Origin of the sequence: Salmonella sp. SSDFZ54, from assembly GCF_004010735.1 — a bacterium.
Classification (GTDB): domain Bacteria; phylum Pseudomonadota; class Gammaproteobacteria; order Enterobacterales; family Enterobacteriaceae; genus Salmonella; species Salmonella enterica.
Genome location: NZ_CP034819.1, coordinates 15,715 through 31,549, shown reverse-complemented (window position 1 = coordinate 31,549; position 15,835 = coordinate 15,715). Strand labels below are relative to the sequence as shown.

Annotated in this window: 14 protein-coding genes; 13 read left to right on the top strand and 1 reads right to left on the bottom strand. The window is 53.4% G+C overall.

Annotated features, from left to right (window positions below):
- The first annotated feature begins 1 nt into the window (after position 1).
- The gene (gene dcd, locus EOS97_RS00135; RefSeq protein ID WP_001234783.1) at positions 2-583 is read left to right on the top strand and encodes a dCTP deaminase; all 582 of its coding nucleotides are present in this window, start codon (positions 2-4) and stop codon (positions 581-583) included.
- Between the two features lie 38 nt (positions 584-621).
- Positions 622-2,478 (top strand): outer membrane assembly protein AsmA, encoded by a 1,857-nt coding sequence (asmA, locus tag EOS97_RS00130; protein WP_127836099.1) that lies wholly within the window; start codon positions 622-624, stop codon positions 2,476-2,478.
- Positions 2,479-2,563: 85 nt separating this feature from the next.
- Here asmA and EOS97_RS00125 read toward each other — a convergent pair whose 3' ends face one another.
- Positions 2,564-4,144 (bottom strand): TerC family protein, encoded by a 1,581-nt coding sequence (locus tag EOS97_RS00125; RefSeq protein WP_000454713.1) that lies wholly within the window; start codon positions 4,142-4,144, stop codon positions 2,564-2,566.
- 674 nt (positions 4,145-4,818) lie between these two features.
- Between EOS97_RS00125 and wza the strand changes: the two genes are divergently transcribed.
- From wza to EOS97_RS00070, 11 genes are all read left to right on the top strand, one after another.
- Positions 4,819-5,958: a polysaccharide export protein Wza gene (gene wza, locus EOS97_RS00120; RefSeq protein WP_000978078.1), complete on the top strand. Its 1,140-nt coding sequence runs from the start codon at positions 4,819-4,821 to the stop codon at positions 5,956-5,958.
- A gap of 5 nt (positions 5,959-5,963) precedes the next feature.
- Entirely contained in the window at positions 5,964-6,413 is a 450-nt protein-coding gene (gene wzb / locus EOS97_RS00115) for a low molecular weight protein-tyrosine-phosphatase Wzb (RefSeq protein WP_000482224.1), read from the top strand.
- On the top strand, positions 6,410-8,569 hold the full coding sequence (gene wzc, locus EOS97_RS00110; RefSeq protein WP_000137209.1) for a tyrosine-protein kinase Wzc: 2,160 nt from the start codon (positions 6,410-6,412) through the stop codon (positions 8,567-8,569). The genes wzb and wzc overlap by 4 nt, the downstream gene beginning before the upstream one ends.
- An 86-nt stretch (positions 8,570-8,655) precedes the next feature.
- Complete coding sequence (gene wcaA / locus EOS97_RS00105) at positions 8,656-9,498, top strand: colanic acid biosynthesis glycosyltransferase WcaA (protein WP_000205699.1); 843 nt, start codon at positions 8,656-8,658, stop codon at positions 9,496-9,498.
- A 2-nt stretch (positions 9,499-9,500) separates the two neighbouring features.
- On the top strand, positions 9,501-9,989 hold the full coding sequence (gene wcaB / locus EOS97_RS00100; RefSeq protein ID WP_000888724.1) for a colanic acid biosynthesis acetyltransferase WcaB: 489 nt from the start codon (positions 9,501-9,503) through the stop codon (positions 9,987-9,989).
- Positions 9,986-11,203 carry a colanic acid biosynthesis glycosyltransferase WcaC gene (gene wcaC / locus EOS97_RS00095; RefSeq protein ID WP_001023852.1) on the top strand — a complete coding sequence of 406 codons (1,218 nt, stop codon included), beginning with the start codon at positions 9,986-9,988 and terminating at the stop codon, positions 11,201-11,203. The genes wcaB and wcaC overlap by 4 nt, the downstream gene beginning before the upstream one ends.
- The gene (wcaD, locus tag EOS97_RS00090; protein ID WP_000091398.1) at positions 11,178-12,392 is read left to right on the top strand and encodes a colanic acid polymerase WcaD; all 1,215 of its coding nucleotides are present in this window, start codon (positions 11,178-11,180) and stop codon (positions 12,390-12,392) included. The genes wcaC and wcaD overlap by 26 nt, the downstream gene beginning before the upstream one ends.
- A 12-nt stretch (positions 12,393-12,404) precedes the next feature.
- Entirely contained in the window at positions 12,405-13,151 is a 747-nt protein-coding gene (wcaE, locus tag EOS97_RS00085) for a colanic acid biosynthesis glycosyltransferase WcaE (RefSeq protein ID WP_000480132.1), read from the top strand.
- A 15-nt stretch (positions 13,152-13,166) separates the two neighbouring features.
- Entirely contained in the window at positions 13,167-13,721 is a 555-nt protein-coding gene (gene wcaF / locus EOS97_RS00080; protein WP_001153603.1) for a colanic acid biosynthesis acetyltransferase WcaF, read from the top strand.
- A gap of 23 nt (positions 13,722-13,744) precedes the next feature.
- Positions 13,745-14,866, top strand: coding sequence for a GDP-mannose 4,6-dehydratase (gene gmd / locus EOS97_RS00075; protein ID WP_000048160.1), 1,122 nt, complete (start codon positions 13,745-13,747; stop codon positions 14,864-14,866).
- Between the two features lie 2 nt (positions 14,867-14,868).
- Positions 14,869-15,834: a GDP-L-fucose synthase gene (locus EOS97_RS00070; protein WP_001041701.1), complete on the top strand. Its 966-nt coding sequence runs from the start codon at positions 14,869-14,871 to the stop codon at positions 15,832-15,834.
- Position 15,835: the final 1 nt, after the last annotated feature.

Below are 15,835 nucleotides of genomic sequence, written 5' to 3'. Positions count from 1 at the left end.
CATGCGTTTATGCGACCGAGATATTGAAGCCTGGCTGGATGAAGGCCGTTTGTCTATCACCCCGCGACCTCCCGTAGAGCGCATTAACGGCGCGACGGTCGATGTACGTCTTGGCAATAAATTTCGAACCTTCCGTGGCCATACGGCGGCGTTTATCGACCTGAGCGGGCCGAAAGATGAGGTCAGCGCGGCGCTGGATCGCGTGATGAGCGATGAAATCGTTTTGCCGGACGGCGAGGCATTTTATCTGCATCCGGGCGAGTTGGCGCTGGCCGTCACCTTTGAATCCGTTACCCTGCCGCCGGATTTAGTGGGCTGGCTGGATGGCCGTTCCTCGCTGGCGCGTCTGGGACTGATGGTGCATGTGACGGCGCACCGTATCGATCCCGGCTGGTCGGGCTGCATTGTGCTTGAGTTTTACAACTCCGGGAAGCTGCCGCTGGCGTTGCGTCCGGGTATGCTCATCGGCGCGCTGAGCTTTGAGCCGCTGTCCGGCCCGGCGGCGCGGCCTTATAACCGCCGTCAGGATGCCAAATATCGCGATCAGCAGGGCGCTGTTGCCAGCCGGATTGATAAAGACTGAGCCATTCGGCGCAATACTGCCGGTCCATTGAGGGTAGCATGAGACGATTTCTGACGACGCTGATGATTCTCCTGGTCGTGCTGGTGGCCGGATTCTCTGCGTTGGTATTGTTGGTCAATCCGAATGATTTCCGCGCCTATATGGTGCAGCAGGTTGCCGCGCGTAGTGAATATCAGTTGCAACTGGACGGGCCGCTGCGCTGGCACGTATGGCCGCAACTCAGCATCCTTTCCGGGCGAATGACGCTAACGGCGCGAGGCGCCAGCGAACCGCTGGTGCGGGCTGACAATATGCGCCTGGATGTCGCTTTATGGCCGCTGTTGAGTCATCAGCTTCATGTTAAGCAGGTGATGCTGAAAGGCGGGGTGATTCAACTGACGCCGCAAACGGAAGCGGTACGTAGCGATGATGCGCCGGTCGCGCCGAAAGATAATACCTTGCCGGACGTAGCGGAAGATCGCGGCTGGTCGTTTGATATTCGTAGCCTGCGCGTTGCCGACAGCGTGCTGGTTTTCCAGCATGAAAATGATGACCAGGTCACGGTGCGCGATATTCGTCTGAATATGGAACAAGATGCCGAGCATCGCGGCACGTTTGATTTTTCGGGACGCGTGAACCGCGATCAGCGGGATCTTGCTTTATCATTCAGCGGAGCGGTGGATGCTTCCGATTATCCGCATAATTTAACCGCGGGTATTGAGCAACTGCGCTGGCAATTGCAGGGCGCGGATCTACCGGCGCAGGGGATTGAGGGGCAGGGACAATTGCAGGCGCAGTGGCAGGAGGCGCAAAAACGTCTTTCATTTAACCACTTAAATTTAACGGCGAATGACAGTTCTCTGACCGGGCATGTTCAGGTAACGCTGGCGGAGCAGCCGGAATGGCAAATTGACCTCCAGTCCAGCAAGCTTAATCTGGACAACCTGTTGCCGCATCATAGCACCGTGGCACAGACGGGCGGCGCGGTGTCGCAGGGGCAAAATACGCTCCCCCTGACCAGGCCAGTTATCGCGTCGCGTGTTGGTGCGCCGCCTTATCAGGGGCTGCAAAGCTTTACGGCGGAGATTGCTTTACAGGCGGATTCAGTTCGCTGGCGGGGAATGGACTTTACCCAGGTTTCGACGAAGATGTCTAATCAGGCCGGATTGCTGGATATCACCGAGTTGCAGGGGAAACTGGCCGACGGAGAGATGTCGCTGCCCGGCACGCTTGACGCCCGCACCGCCAGTCCGCGCATCGAATTCCACCCTCGCCTCAACCATGTTGAGATTGGGACTATCCTGAAAGCCTTTAATTATCCGATTAGCCTGACCGGTAAGATGTCGCTGGTTGGCGATTTCTCCGGGGCGGATATTGACGCGGAGGCATTTCGCCACAGCTGGAAAGGAAAAGCGCATGTTGACATGAGCAATACGCGCCTCGAAGGAATGAATTTCCAGCAACTGGTGCAGCAGGCCGTAGAGCGAAGCGGCGGCGACGCGCAGCAGTCGCAGGAAAATATGGACAACGCGACCCGACTGGATCGCTTCACGACCGATCTGACGCTAAATAAGGGCACGCTGACGCTCGACGACATGGTCGGGCAATCTTCTATGCTGGCGTTAACCGGCAGCGGAACGCTGGATCTGGTTAAGCAGAGCTGTGATACGCAATTTAATCTGCGTGTGCTGGGCGGATGGAACGGCAATAGCAACCTGATCACCTTCCTGAAAGAGACGCCGGTGCCGTTGCGCGTCTATGGCAAGTGGCAGGAGCTGAACTATACCCTGCAAGTGGATCAGTTATTGCGCAAGCATTTACAGGATGAGGCGAAGCGTCGGCTCAATGACTGGGCGGATCGCAATAAAGATACCCGTAACGGTAAAGATGTGAAGAAACTGCTGGATAAGCTGTAGTTTTTGGCCAAAGGGCAGAGCCGGATGGCGAGGCTAACGCGCCTCCGGCCTGCCTGGTAAGCAGGCCGGGGCAGGCGAACAGGCGTTACATTTCCTGGTCTGGCTCGCCGTTATGCAGCGGAATTAACTGCACTTTCTGCACTCGATGGCTTTCTACCTGCAATGTTTTCAGCAAATAATCGCCCACCTGAACCTCTTCACCGGTTTGCGGTATGCGCTGCAAATATTCCATCAATAATCCGGCAATCGTATGGTATTCCCGTTTTTCATCCAGCGGTAGCGGCACGTACTGCACCAAATCCTCCAGCGGCATATGGCCGTTTGCTGTCCAGGAACCGTCCGGGTTCTTCTGAATATCGTGGCGGGCGTCAATTTCCTCGACTTCATTCGGCAGATTACCGGCAATAGTCTCCATGACATCGCTTAATGTCACAATGCCTTCAACCGAGCCAAACTCATCTACGACAAAGGCAAAATGGGTTCTGGCGTTACGGAACTGCTCCAGCGCAGGCAGCAGCGGCAATGTTTCCGGGAAAACCAGCGGTTGGCGAATCAGCGCCCGCAGGTTGAGCGGTTCGCCGCGCAGCGATTGTTGCAACAGATCGATGACGTGGACGACGCCGAGTAAATCTTCCTGTTCATTTTCACCCGTCACGACCAGACGCGTATGCTGGTTCTTTTCCAGCAGAGCGCGGATTTCCGCTTCCGGCGCGTTGAGATCGATATGCTCGATATCGTGGCGCGACGTCATGATGCTACTTACGGTGCGCTGGTTGAGATTCAGCACCCGCTCAATCATCCTGCGCTCCTGCGGATTAAAAATCTGGCTGTCGTCATGGTCTGCCAGCATCGCGGCGGTTTCCGCATCCAGTTCGGCATCCTCTTTTTTACCGCTAATCAGCCGCATCACGGCCTCCGTTGTGCGCTGGCGCAGCGTATGGTTAGCGGAAAGAAAACGGCGGCGGTTAAAAATAGCCAGTTGGTTGAGCGCCTCGATCATCACCGAGAAGCCGATAGCCGCGTACAGATACCCTTTCGGAATGTGGAAACCAAACCCTTCCGCCACCAGGCTAAAGCCGATCATTAGCAGGAAGCTAAGGCACAAAATGACAATGGTGGGATGGTTGTTCACAAATCGGGTCAGGGACTTGCTGGCGAGCAGCATCAGGCTAATGGCGATTATCACTGCCGCCATCATGACCGCCAGGTGATCGACCATCCCCACGGCGGTAATCACGGAGTCGAGAGAAAAGATAGCGTCCAGCACCACGATTTGCGCGACCACCGCCCAGAATTTCGCCCCCTTACGCTGGGTAGGGTTGGCGCTATCTTTCCCTTCCAGCCGTTCGTTGAGCTCCATGGTGGCTTTAAAGAGCAGGAAGAAGCCGCCGAACAGCATAATCAGATCGCGGGCGCTGAAGCTTAACGCCTGTACGCTAAAGAGCGGCTTAGTCAAGGTGACCAGCCACGAGATTGACGCCAGCAGCAGCAGGCGCATGATCATCGCCAGTATCAGGCCGGTAATGCGCGCGCGGTCGCGCTGCCCCGGCGGTAGTTTTTCAGCGAGGATGGCAATAAAGACCAGGTTATCAATGCCGAGAACAAGTTCGATAACGATTAACGTTACCAGTCCGGCCCAGATTGACGGATCGGCAATCCATTCCATAGTAAGAGCAATACCTTCTGTAATATGACAATTGTCACAATTCGATCATGGATAATACGGCGGAAAAATGCAATGCCGCAGAGCAATTTATCTTTGTTACGCGGCTATAAAATAACTTTAAAATAGCCGTAATGTTTCTGTCAGAAACTAAATAATGTCAAGAATATATTTAGGAAATATCGCAGGTGGAGTGGAGCAAATAAATATTGTCAACATCAATAAAATCCTAAAATCATCTGTTAATTCATTTAATATTAATCTTAAAAATATAGAATGGCGGGTTTGTTACCTTGCCTGTCATTAGGTTAGCTGCAACAATTCTTGCAGGATTAAGATAGCGCTCTTAAATATCCTGTCACGACATCGAGAAAACAATTAATACGTAACCTTTATTTCGCTGAAGATTTTTATCTGAACGAGGATGAAATCGGAGGGGAATGCGAAAATTTAGAATAATCAGTGTATTGGTAGCTAAGAAGCCAGGGGCGGTAGCGTGCCTGAAAGCCTGAACATAAGCCTTTATTATTCTGTCAATAGCCTGCGGATGAATTGATTTTTTTTCAGAATGATGCCAGTTAATTTTCTCTGCCATTAACTGCAAGGTAAATGTGCACGGACGAAGCCGCTATTTAAATTGCACAGGATAATGACTCTGCCAAAGTGATAAATAATCAATGATGAAATCCAAAATGAAATTGATGCCATTATTGGTGTCGCTCAGCTTGATAAGTGGCTGCACAGTACTTCCGGGCAGCAATATGTCTACGATGGGGAAAGATGTGATCAAACAGCAAGACGCTGACTTTGATCTCGACCGAATGGTCAATGTGTATCCGCTGACGCCACGGCTGGTTGAGCAATTACGCCCGCGGCCCAATGTCGCGCAACCGAATATGTCGCTGGACCAGGAGATCGCCAGCTATCAGTATCGCGTCGGGCCTGGCGATGTGCTGAATGTCACCGTCTGGGATCACCCGGAATTGACCACGCCAGCAGGCCAGTACCGTAGCTCAAGCGATACCGGCAACTGGGTACAGCCGGACGGCACCATGTTTTATCCCTACATTGGCAAGGTTAGCGTCGTCGGTAAAACTTTGTCAGAGATTCGCAGCGATATTACCGGGCGTTTAGCGAAGTACATCGCGGACCCGCAGGTGGATGTCAATATCGCCGCTTTCCGCTCGCAAAAAGCGTACATCTCCGGCCAGGTGAATAAATCCGGTCAGCAGGCCATTACTAACGTACCGCTAACCGTCCTGGATGCGATTAACGCCGCGGGCGGCCTGACCGATATGGCGGACTGGCGCAACGTCGTGTTGACGCACAACGGCAAAGAACAGCGCATTTCGCTACAGGCGCTGATGCAAAATGGCGATCTTAGCCAGAACCGCTTGCTCTACCCTGGCGACATTCTGTATGTGCCGCGCAATGACGATCTGAAAGTCTTTGTCATGGGCGAAGTGAAAAAACAGAGCACCCTCAAAATGGATTTCAGCGGCATGACGCTCACCGAAGCCTTAGGCAATGCGGAAGGCATTGATCTGACCACCTCCAACGCCAGCGGCATTTTTGTGATTCGTCCGTTGAAAGGCGAGGGGGGACGCGGCGGCAAGATCGCCAATATCTACCAGCTTGATATGTCTGACGCCACGTCATTGGTGATGGCGACGGAATTCCGACTTCAGCCTTACGATGTGGTGTACGTCACGACCGCGCCGGTTGCTCGCTGGAACCGTCTGATCAATCAGTTGCTGCCGACCATTAGCGGTGTCCGTTATATGACGGATACGGCCAGCGACATTCATTCCTGGTAATCGTTATGTTTAACAAAATCTTAGTGGTCTGTGTGGGGAATGTTTGCCGTTCCCCGACGGCGGAACGTTTGCTAAAGCGCTTTCATCCCTCGCTGACGGTTGCGTCCGCCGGATTAGGCGCGCTGGTCGGCAAAGGCGCCGATCCTGCGGCGGCGAGCGTGGCGAGCGCCCACGATCTGTCTTTGGAAAATCACTGCGCAAGGCAAATTTCCGCGCGTCTGTGCCGGGAATATGACCTGATTCTGACGATGGAGAAACGTCACATCGCCGCCCTGTGCGACATTGCGCCGGAAATGCGCGGCAAGGTAATGCTGTTTGGTCACTGGGACAGCGAGCGTGAAATACCGGACCCGTATCGCAAAAGCCGCGATGCGTTTGAGGCGGTGTACACATTACTGGAAAGGTCTGCCCGCCAGTGGGCGCAGGCACTGAATGCAGAGCAGGGAAAACCATGACAGAAAAAGTAAAACAATCTGCGGCGGCTACGGGTAGCGATGAAATCGATATCGGGCGTCTGGTCGGAACGGTGATTGAAGCGCGTTGGTGGGTGTTGGGGACGACGGCCATATTTGCGCTGTGCGCGGTAATTTATACGTTCTTCGCCACGCCCATCTATAGTGCCGATGCGCTGGTGCAGATTGAACAAAACGCCGGTAATTCGCTGGTACAGGATATCAACAGCGCATTAGCGAATAAGCCGCCGGCTTCCGATGCGGAAATTCAGCTCATTCGATCGCGCCTGGTGCTGGGGAAGACCGTTGACGATCTGGATCTGGATATTGCCGTCACCAAAAATACCTTTCCGCTCTTTGGCGCCGGGTGGGAACGGCTGATGGGACGTCAGAATGAAAGGGTGAAAGTCACGACATTCACCCGACCAGAGACGATGAGCGGACAGATCTTCACCCTCAAAGTGCTGGGCGACAAACGTTATCAGTTGGTTAGCGACGGCGGATTTAGCGCGCAGGGCGTTGTGGGCCAGCCACTCAATAAAGACGGCGTGACGATGCAGGTAGAGGCGATTGACGCCCGTCCTGATACAGAATTTACGGTGAGTAAATTCTCAACGCTTGGCATGATTAATAACCTGCAAAATAACCTCACCGTAACGGAAACCGGCAAAGATACCGGCGTTCTGAGCCTGACGTTCACGGGAGAGGATCGCGACCAGATCCGCGAAATTCTCAACAGTATTACCCGTAACTATCTGCAACAGGATATTGCGCGGAAATCTGAAGAGGCGGGGAAGAGCCTGGCGTTTCTGGCAAAACAACTGCCGGAAGTCCGCAGCCGTCTGGATGTGGCGGAAAACAAGCTAAACGCTTTCCGCCAGGATAAAGACTCGGTGGATTTACCGCTGGAGGCGAAGGCGGTGCTCGATTCGATGGTTAATATCGACGCCCAGTTGAATGAGTTGACGTTTAAAGAGGCGGAAATTTCCAAGCTCTTTACCAAAGCGCATCCGGCTTACCGCACCCTGCTGGAAAAACGTAAAGCGCTGGAAGATGAAAAAGCCAAACTGAACGGGCGGGTGACGGCAATGCCGAAAACCCAGCAGGAGATTGTGCGTTTGACCCGTGATGTGGAGTCCGGCCAGCAGGTCTATATGCAACTGCTTAATAAACAGCAGGAGCTGAAAATCACCGAAGCCAGCACCGTTGGCGACGTGCGCATCGTTGACCCGGCGATTACCCAGCCGGGCGTGCTGAAGCCGAAAAAGGCGTTGATTATTCTCGGCAGCATTATTCTGGGATTAATGTTATCGATTGTCGGCGTGCTGCTGCGCTCGCTGTTTAATCGCGGTATTGAAAGCCCGCAGGCGCTGGAGGAGCACGGGATCAGCGTCTATGCCAGTATTCCGCTGTCGGAATGGCAAAAAGCGCGCGATAGCGTCAAAACCATTAAAGGGATTAAGCGTTATAAGCAGAGCCAACTGCTGGCGGTGGGCAATCCGACCGATCTGGCGATTGAGGCGATTCGCAGCCTGCGCACCAGCCTGCATTTCGCCATGATGCAGGCGCAAAATAATGTACTCATGCTCACAGGCGTCAGCCCCTCTATCGGCAAAACCTTTGTTTGCGCCAACCTGGCGGCCGTCATCAGCCAGACGCATAAACGGGTATTACTGATCGACTGCGATATGCGCAAAGGCTACACCCATGAACTGCTCGGCACCAATAACGTGGACGGCTTATCTGACATTCTGGCGGGCAAAGGCGAGATAGCCTCCTGCGCGAAACCCACGGCGATCGCTAATTTTGATCTTATTCCGCGCGGTCAGGTACCGCCTAACCCATCAGAACTGCTGATGAGCGAGCGCTTCGGCGAGCTGATCGCCTGGGCAAGCAGCCGCTACGACCTGGTATTAATCGACACGCCGCCGATTCTGGCCGTGACGGACGCCGCGATTGTGGGTCGTCACGTCGGGACGACGCTGATGGTGGCGCGTTATGCCGTCAACACCTTAAAAGAGGTGGAAACCAGTCTGAGCCGTTTTGACCAGAATGGCATTCAGGTCAAAGGCGTCATTCTCAACTCCATTTTCCGCCGGGCGACGGGCTACCAGGATTATGGCTATTACGAATATGAATACCAGTCAGATTCCAAATAAAAAATAAGGCGTGCCGGATGGCGCGGCCTGTGACTGTAGGCCGGACAAGCGTAGCGCCATGCGGCAAAACTATCTGGGGAATAAGCATGACAACAGACAATCCGCTGATCTCAATTTATATGCCAACCTGGAACAGGCAGCAGTTGGCTATCCGGGCGATTAAATCAGTACTACGTCAGGACTACCGTCACTGGGAGATGCTCATCGTGGATGATTGCTCCTCGTCTTATCAGCAGCTACAACAATTTGTTGAGGAGCTGAACGACCCGCGCGTTCGTTATACTCATAACGCCAGGAATACCGGCGCCTGCGCGGTACGCAATCAGGCCATTATGCAGGCGCAAGGACACTACATTACCGGTATTGATGATGACGATGAATGGACGCCCAACCGTCTGAGCGTGTTTCTGGCCCACAAACACCAGTTGACTACGCACGCCTTTTTGTATGCCAACGACTATGTGTGCGAGGGCGAGGTCTACTCTCAGCCTGCCAGCCTACCGCTGTATCCGAAATCCCCTTATTCGCGCCGCTTATTCTACAAGCGCAATATTATTGGCAATCAGGTTTTTACCTGGGCCTGGCGTTTTAAAGCGTGTTTGTTCGATACCGAACTCAAGGCGGCGCAGGACTACGACATTTTTCTGCGCATGGTGGTGGAGTATGGCGAACCGTGGAAAGTCGAAGAGGCGACGCAAATTTTACATATCAACCACGGCGAGATGCAGATTACCTCTTCGCCGAAAAAGTTCTCCGGCTATTTCCATTTTTATCGTAAGCACAAAGATAAATTCGATCGCGCCAGTAAAAAATACCAGCTTTTTACCCTGTACCAAATTCGCAATAAGCGAATGACCTGGCGCACGTTGCTGACGTTGCTCTCCGTGCGTAACAGCAAACGCCTGGCGGCCGGGCTGCGGGGGCGATAACGATGCTGGAAGACTTACGCGCGAATAGCTGGAGCTTACGCCCCTGTTGCATGGTGCTGGCCTACCGTATCGCTCATTTTTGTTCCGTCTGGCGCAAAAAGAATGTGCTGAATAATCTGTGGGCCGCGCCGGTGCTGGTGCTGTATCGCGTGATCACGGAATGCCTGTTCGGGTATGAAATCCAGGCCGCCGCGACCATTGGTCGGCGGTTCACTATCCATCATGGTTACGCGGTAGTGATCAACAAACATGTCGTCGCCGGCGACGATTTTACCATTCGCCACGGCGTCACCATTGGCAATCGCGGCGCGGACAGCCTGGCTTGTCCGGTGATTGGTCACGGCGTTGAGCTGGGGGCGAATGTCATCCTGCTTGGCGATATTACTATCGGTAATCACGTCACGATTGGCGCGGGTAGCGTGGTGCTTGACAGTATTCCGGACCATGCGCTGGTGGTGGGAGAAAAAGCACGGGTGAAGGTCAGCACATGAATATTCTGCAATTTAATGTACGGCTGGCGGAAGGCGGCGCGGCGGGAGTGGCGTTGGATCTCCATCTGCGGGCGCTGCAAAAAGGGCTGACGTCACGTTTTGTCTACGGTTATGGCAACGGCGGAAAAAAAAGCGTCAGCCACCACCGTTATCCGCAGGTGATAAAACAGACGCCGCGCGGCACGGCAATCGCCAATATCGCGCTATTTCGTTTCCTGAATCGCGATCTGTTTGGCAATCTCGACAATCTTTACCGCACGGTTATCCAGACATCCGGCCCGCTGGTGCTGCATTTTCATGTTCTCCACAGTTACTGGCTAAACCTGGCGGACATCGTGACGTTTTGCGAAAAAGTCAAAGCGCAAAAACCGGACGTCACGCTGGTCTGGACGCTGCACGATCACTGGAGCGTCACCGGGCGTTGCGCCTTCACCGACGGTTGCGAGGGCTGGAAAAGCGGCTGCCAAAAATGTCCGACCCTAAGCAATTATCCGCCGGTCAGGGTGGATCGGGCGCACCAGCTTATTGGCGGCAAACGTCAGCGCTTTCGGGACATGCTGCGGCTGGGCTGCCGGTTTATTTCGCCGAGCCAGCACGTGGCCGAGGCCTTTAACAGCGTTTATGGCGCGGGGCGCTGCCAGATTATTAACAACGGTATCGATCTGGCGACCGAGGCGATTCTCGCGCAGCTATCACCTGTGCCGCTGAATCCGGGCAAACCGCGAATTGCCATTGTGGCGCATGACTTGCGTTATGACGGCAAAACTGACCAGCGTCTGGTACACGACATGATGGCGCTGGGCGAAAAAATTGAACTGCATACCTTCGGTAAATTTTCGCCTTTTACCGGCCAAAACGTTGTTAATCACGGTTTTGAAACCGATAAGCGTAAATTAATGAGCGCGCTCAATGAGATGGATGCGCTGGTCTTTAGCTCGCGGGTCGATAACTATCCGTTGATCTTGTGTGAAGCGCTCTCGATCGGCGTACCGGTAATCGCCACCCACAGCGAGGCGGCGCAGGAGGTGCTGGCGAAATCCGGCGGCCAGACTTTTGCCGCTACAGATGTACTGCGCCTGGCGCAGCGGCGTAAGCCAGAGATTGCTCAGGCGGTATTCGGCGCAACGCTGGACGCCTTTCGTATGCGTAGCCGCGTCGCGTACAGCGGTCAACAGATGCTGGAGGAGTATGTCTCGTTCTATCAGAATCTGTAGCTATCTGCTGCTGCCGCTGATCTACCTACTGGTCAATGTCAAGATTGCCCAACTGGGGGAAAGCTTTCCCATTACCATCGTCACTTTTTTACCGCTGTTGCTGCTGTTATTTGTGGAACGCATTAGCGTAAAAAAATTAATGATCGCCTTAGGCATCGGCGCGGGGCTTACAGCATTTAACTTCCTGTTCGGCCAGTCGCTGAATGCCGGTAAATATGTCACGTCCACGATGCTGTTTGTCTATATTGTGGTCATTATCGGGATGGTCTGGAGTATCCGATTCAAAACCATTTCCGCGCATAACCACCGAAAGATTTTGCGTTTTTTTTATCTGGTGGTGGGTATGGTGGTCGCGCTCGCCGCGGTTGAGATGGCGCAAATTATCCTTACCGGCGGCAGCAGTATTATGGAAGGAATTTCGAAATATCTCATTTACAGTAATAGCTATGTACTGAACTTCATAAAGTTTGGCGGTAAGCGTACCACTGCGCTTTATTTTGAACCGGCATTTTTCGCTTTGGCACTAATCTCAATTTGGCTGAGCATCAAACAGTTTGGTATCAAAACACCGAAAAGCGATGCTATGATTCTGGCAGGGATAATATTATCAGGATCATTTTCAGGGGTAATGACCTTTATCCTGTTTTACCTTCTGGAGTGGGCGTTCCAATATTTGAATAAGGATGCGATAAAGAAAAAACTTCCACTGGCGCTGGTCTCATTAACCCTGTTTTTGGTTGGGGTAATTATTGCATTTCCTTATATCGCGACACGACTTGGCGATTTAGGGACGGAAGGCTCATCTTCTTATTATCGTATTGTGGGCCCGTTAGTCATGGTCGGATATTCCTTGACCCATATTGATGGTGTAGTCAGATTTGGCTCACTTTATGAATATGTCGCATCATTCGGAATCTTTAACGGTGCGGATGTCGGGAAAACCATAGACAATGGATTGTATCTGCTGATTATTTATTTTTCCTGGTTCGCAGTGCTAGTGACGCTGTGGTATATGGGGAAAGTTTTAAAAATGGCGCTAAATGCGTTTGGCGATAATCGCAATTTTCGGGTACAGCTCTATCTTTTTACGCCGGTGTCGCTGTTTTTTACCGGTTCAATATTTAGCCCGGAATATGCTTTTTTAATCGTCTGTCCGTTCATTTTGCGCAAGGCGTTAAAAATTTCATAACGGGGTGGTGGCATGTTTTTAAGCGTCGTTACCGTCGCCTTTCGCAATTACGAAGGGGTGGTAAAAACCTGGCGCTCGCTGCGCAATCTGGCGCGCGATCCGGGTCTGTCATTTGAATGGATCGTAGTGGATGGCGGTTCGGAGGACGGCACGCGCGAATTTCTGCAAAAACGTCACGGTGAGTTTAACCTGCGTTTTATCAGTGAAAAGGATCGCGGTATTTATGATGCCATGAACAAAGGCATTGCGCTGGCGCAGGGGCGCTATACCCTGTTTCTTAATTCCGGGGATGCGTTCCATGATGATGCCGCGCTGTTTGTCCGCCAACTGGCGCGGCAAAAGGGCGAGGCGATGTATATTGGCGACGCGCTGCTGGATTTCGGCGGCGGGCATAAAATACGCCGGAAGGCTAAACCCGGGTATTATATCTACCATAGTTTGCCAGCCAGCCATCAGGCGATATTTTTCCCGACGGCAGCGTTAAAAAAGTATCCTTATGATCTGCAATATCATGTCTCTTCAGATTATGCGCTGGCGGCCCGTCTCTATAAAGCAGGCTATCCTTTCCGGCGAATTAACGGACTGGTATCTGAATTTTCGATGGGCGGCGTGTCAACCTCGAATAATCTGGAATTATGTCAGGATGCAAAAAACGTACAGCGAAAAATATTACGTGTGCCAGGGTTTTGGGCGCAATTATCCTATTTATTACGTCTGAAAACGACGGGTAAAACAAAAGCGCGGTATAACAAAGTCTAATCACCGGGAGTTATTATGCAGGATCTTAGCGGCTTTACGGTGCCGAAAGGGTTCCGCGGCGCTAATGCGCTAAAAGTACAATTATGGTGGGCGGTACAGGCGACATTATTCGCCGGGTCGCCGCAAATATTGTATCGCTGGCGAGCCTTTTTGCTGCGTCTGTTTGGCGCCAAAATTGGAAAGAATGTGGTTATTCGACCGTCAGTAAAAATTACCTATCCGTGGAAATTAACCGTCGGCGATTATGCCTGGGTAGGCGACGACGCTGTGTTATATACGTTGGGTGAAATTAATATTGGCGCACATGCGGTTATTTCACAAAAAGGGTATTTGTGTACCGGTAGCCATGATTATACCAGCGCCCATTTCGATATTAACGCCGCGCCGATTGTTATTGGCGAAAAATGTTGGCTGGCGACCGATGTTTTTGTCGCGCCCGGCGTGACGATAGGTCATGGCACCGTCGTCGGCGCGCGCAGCAGCGTATTTAAATCATTACCGGCAAATGCGATTTGTCGGGGCAATCCCGCAGTGGTAACGCGCCAGCGCGTTCAGAAAGTTACTCCCTAACGGGACTATTTGAGGAAATGAAAATGTCAAAAGTCGCTCTCATTACTGGCGTAACCGGACAGGATGGGTCTTACCTGGCAGAATTTCTGCTGGAAAAAGGGTATGAGGTGCATGGTATCAAGCGCCGCGCGTCATCGTTTAATACCGAGCGCGTGGACCATATTTATCAGGACCCGCACAGCTGCAACCCGAAATTTCATCTGCATTATGGCGACCTGACCGACGCCTCCAACCTGACCCGCATTTTACAGGAAGTGCAGCCGGATGAGGTCTACAATCTGGGCGCAATGAGCCACGTGGCGGTGTCGTTTGAGTCGCCGGAATATACCGCCGATGTGGATGCGATGGGTACGCTGCGCCTGCTGGAGGCGATTCGCTTCCTCGGTCTTGAAAAGAAAACGCGGTTCTACCAGGCCTCCACCTCTGAACTGTACGGTCTGGTGCAGGAAATTCCGCAGAAAGAGACCACGCCGTTCTACCCGCGTTCCCCCTATGCGGTGGCGAAACTGTACGCCTACTGGATCACCGTCAACTACCGTGAATCCTACGGTATTTACGCCTGTAACGGCATTCTGTTTAACCACGAGTCCCCGCGTCGTGGCGAAACCTTCGTCACCCGTAAGATCACCCGCGCCATCGCCAATATCGCGCAGGGACTGGAGTCCTGCCTGTATCTCGGCAACATGGACTCGCTGCGCGACTGGGGCCATGCGAAAGATTACGTGCGGATGCAGTGGATGATGTTACAGCAGGAGCAGCCGGAAGATTTCGTGATTGCCACCGGCGTGCAGTATTCCGTGCGCCAGTTTGTGGAGCTGGCGGCGGCGCAACTGGGGATAAAACTGCGCTTTGAAGGCGAAGGCATTAATGAGAAAGGGATCGTGGTATCCGTTACCGGACACGATGCGCCGGGCGTGAAACCGGGGGATGTGATTGTGGCCGTTGATCCGCGTTATTTCCGTCCGGCGGAAGTGGAAACCCTGCTGGGCGACCCGTCCAAAGCGCATGAGAAACTGGGCTGGAAACCGGAAATCACCCTGTCGGAGATGGTCTCCGAGATGGTGGCGAACGATCTGGAGGCCGCGAAAAAACACTCACTGCTGAAATCTCACGGTTACGAGGTGGCCATCGCGCTGGAGTCCTGAGAATGAATAAGCAACGAATTTTTGTGGCGGGCCATCGCGGGATGGTGGGCTCCGCCATTGTACGGCAGCTTGCGCAGCGCGGCGACGTGGAACTGGTACTGCGCACCCGCGATGAGCTGGATCTGCTCGACGGGCGTGCGGTACAGGCGTTCTTTGCCGGGGCGGGTATCGACCAGGTTTATCTGGCGGCGGCGAAAGTGGGCGGCATTGTCGCCAACAACACGTATCCGGCGGATTTTATTTATGAAAACATGATGATAGAGAGCAACATTATTCACGCCGCGCACCTGCACAACGTGAACAAACTGCTGTTTCTCGGTTCGTCCTGTATCTATCCGAAACTGGCAAGGCAGCCGATGGCGGAAAGCGAGCTGCTGCAAGGGACGCTGGAGCCGACCAACGAGCCGTATGCCATCGCCAAGATCGCCGGGATTAAACTGTGCGAGTCCTACAACCGGCAGTACGGTCGCGACTACCGTTCGGTGATGCCGACCAACCTGTACGGCCCGCATGACAATTTCCATCCGGACAATTCACATGTGATCCCGGCGCTGCTGCGCCGCTTTCATGAGGCTGCGCAGAGCCACGCGCCGGAGGTGGTGGTGTGGGGCAGCGGCACGCCGATGCGTGAATTTCTGCACGTTGACGATATGGCGGCGGCCAGTATTCACGTGATGGAGCTGGCGCGTGAAGTGTGGCAGGAGAACACTGCCCCGATGCTGTCGCACATTAACGTCGGCACTGGCGTGGACTGCACCATCCGCGAGCTGGCGCAGACCATCGCAAAGGTGGTGGGTTACCAGGGCCGGGTGGTGTTCGACGCCGCGAAGCCGGACGGCACGCCGCGTAAATTGCTCGACGTCACGCGCCTGCATCAGCTTGGCTGGTATCACGAAATTTCACTGGAGGCAGGGCTTGCCGGTACTTACCAGTGGTTCCTTGAGAATCAGCAACGGTTCCGGGGGTGAC

Bases quoted from the DNA above. Each gene is read 5' to 3' on its own strand.
- gmd (WP_000048160.1), top strand. From the start codon at position 13,745: ATGTCAAAAGTCGCTCTCATTACTGGCGTAACCGGACAGGATGGGTCT.
- wcaE (WP_000480132.1), top strand. From the start codon at position 12,405: ATGTTTTTAAGCGTCGTTACCGTCGCCTTTCGCAATTACGAAGGGGTG.
- asmA (WP_127836099.1), top strand. From the start codon at position 622: ATGAGACGATTTCTGACGACGCTGATGATTCTCCTGGTCGTGCTGGTG.
- EOS97_RS00070 (WP_001041701.1), top strand. From the start codon at position 14,869: ATGAATAAGCAACGAATTTTTGTGGCGGGCCATCGCGGGATGGTGGGC.
- wcaA (WP_000205699.1), top strand. From the start codon at position 8,656: ATGACAACAGACAATCCGCTGATCTCAATTTATATGCCAACCTGGAAC.
- wcaB (WP_000888724.1), top strand. From the start codon at position 9,501: ATGCTGGAAGACTTACGCGCGAATAGCTGGAGCTTACGCCCCTGTTGC.
- wcaC (WP_001023852.1), top strand. From the start codon at position 9,986: ATGAATATTCTGCAATTTAATGTACGGCTGGCGGAAGGCGGCGCGGCG.
- EOS97_RS00125 (WP_000454713.1), bottom strand. From the start codon at position 4,144: ATGGAATGGATTGCCGATCCGTCAATCTGGGCCGGACTGGTAACGTTA.
- wza (WP_000978078.1), top strand. From the start codon at position 4,819: ATGATGAAATCCAAAATGAAATTGATGCCATTATTGGTGTCGCTCAGC.
- wzb (WP_000482224.1), top strand. From the start codon at position 5,964: ATGTTTAACAAAATCTTAGTGGTCTGTGTGGGGAATGTTTGCCGTTCC.
- wcaD (WP_000091398.1), top strand. From the start codon at position 11,178: ATGTCTCGTTCTATCAGAATCTGTAGCTATCTGCTGCTGCCGCTGATC.
- wzc (WP_000137209.1), top strand. From the start codon at position 6,410: ATGACAGAAAAAGTAAAACAATCTGCGGCGGCTACGGGTAGCGATGAA.
- dcd (WP_001234783.1), top strand. From the start codon at position 2: ATGCGTTTATGCGACCGAGATATTGAAGCCTGGCTGGATGAAGGCCGT.
- wcaF (WP_001153603.1), top strand. From the start codon at position 13,167: ATGCAGGATCTTAGCGGCTTTACGGTGCCGAAAGGGTTCCGCGGCGCT.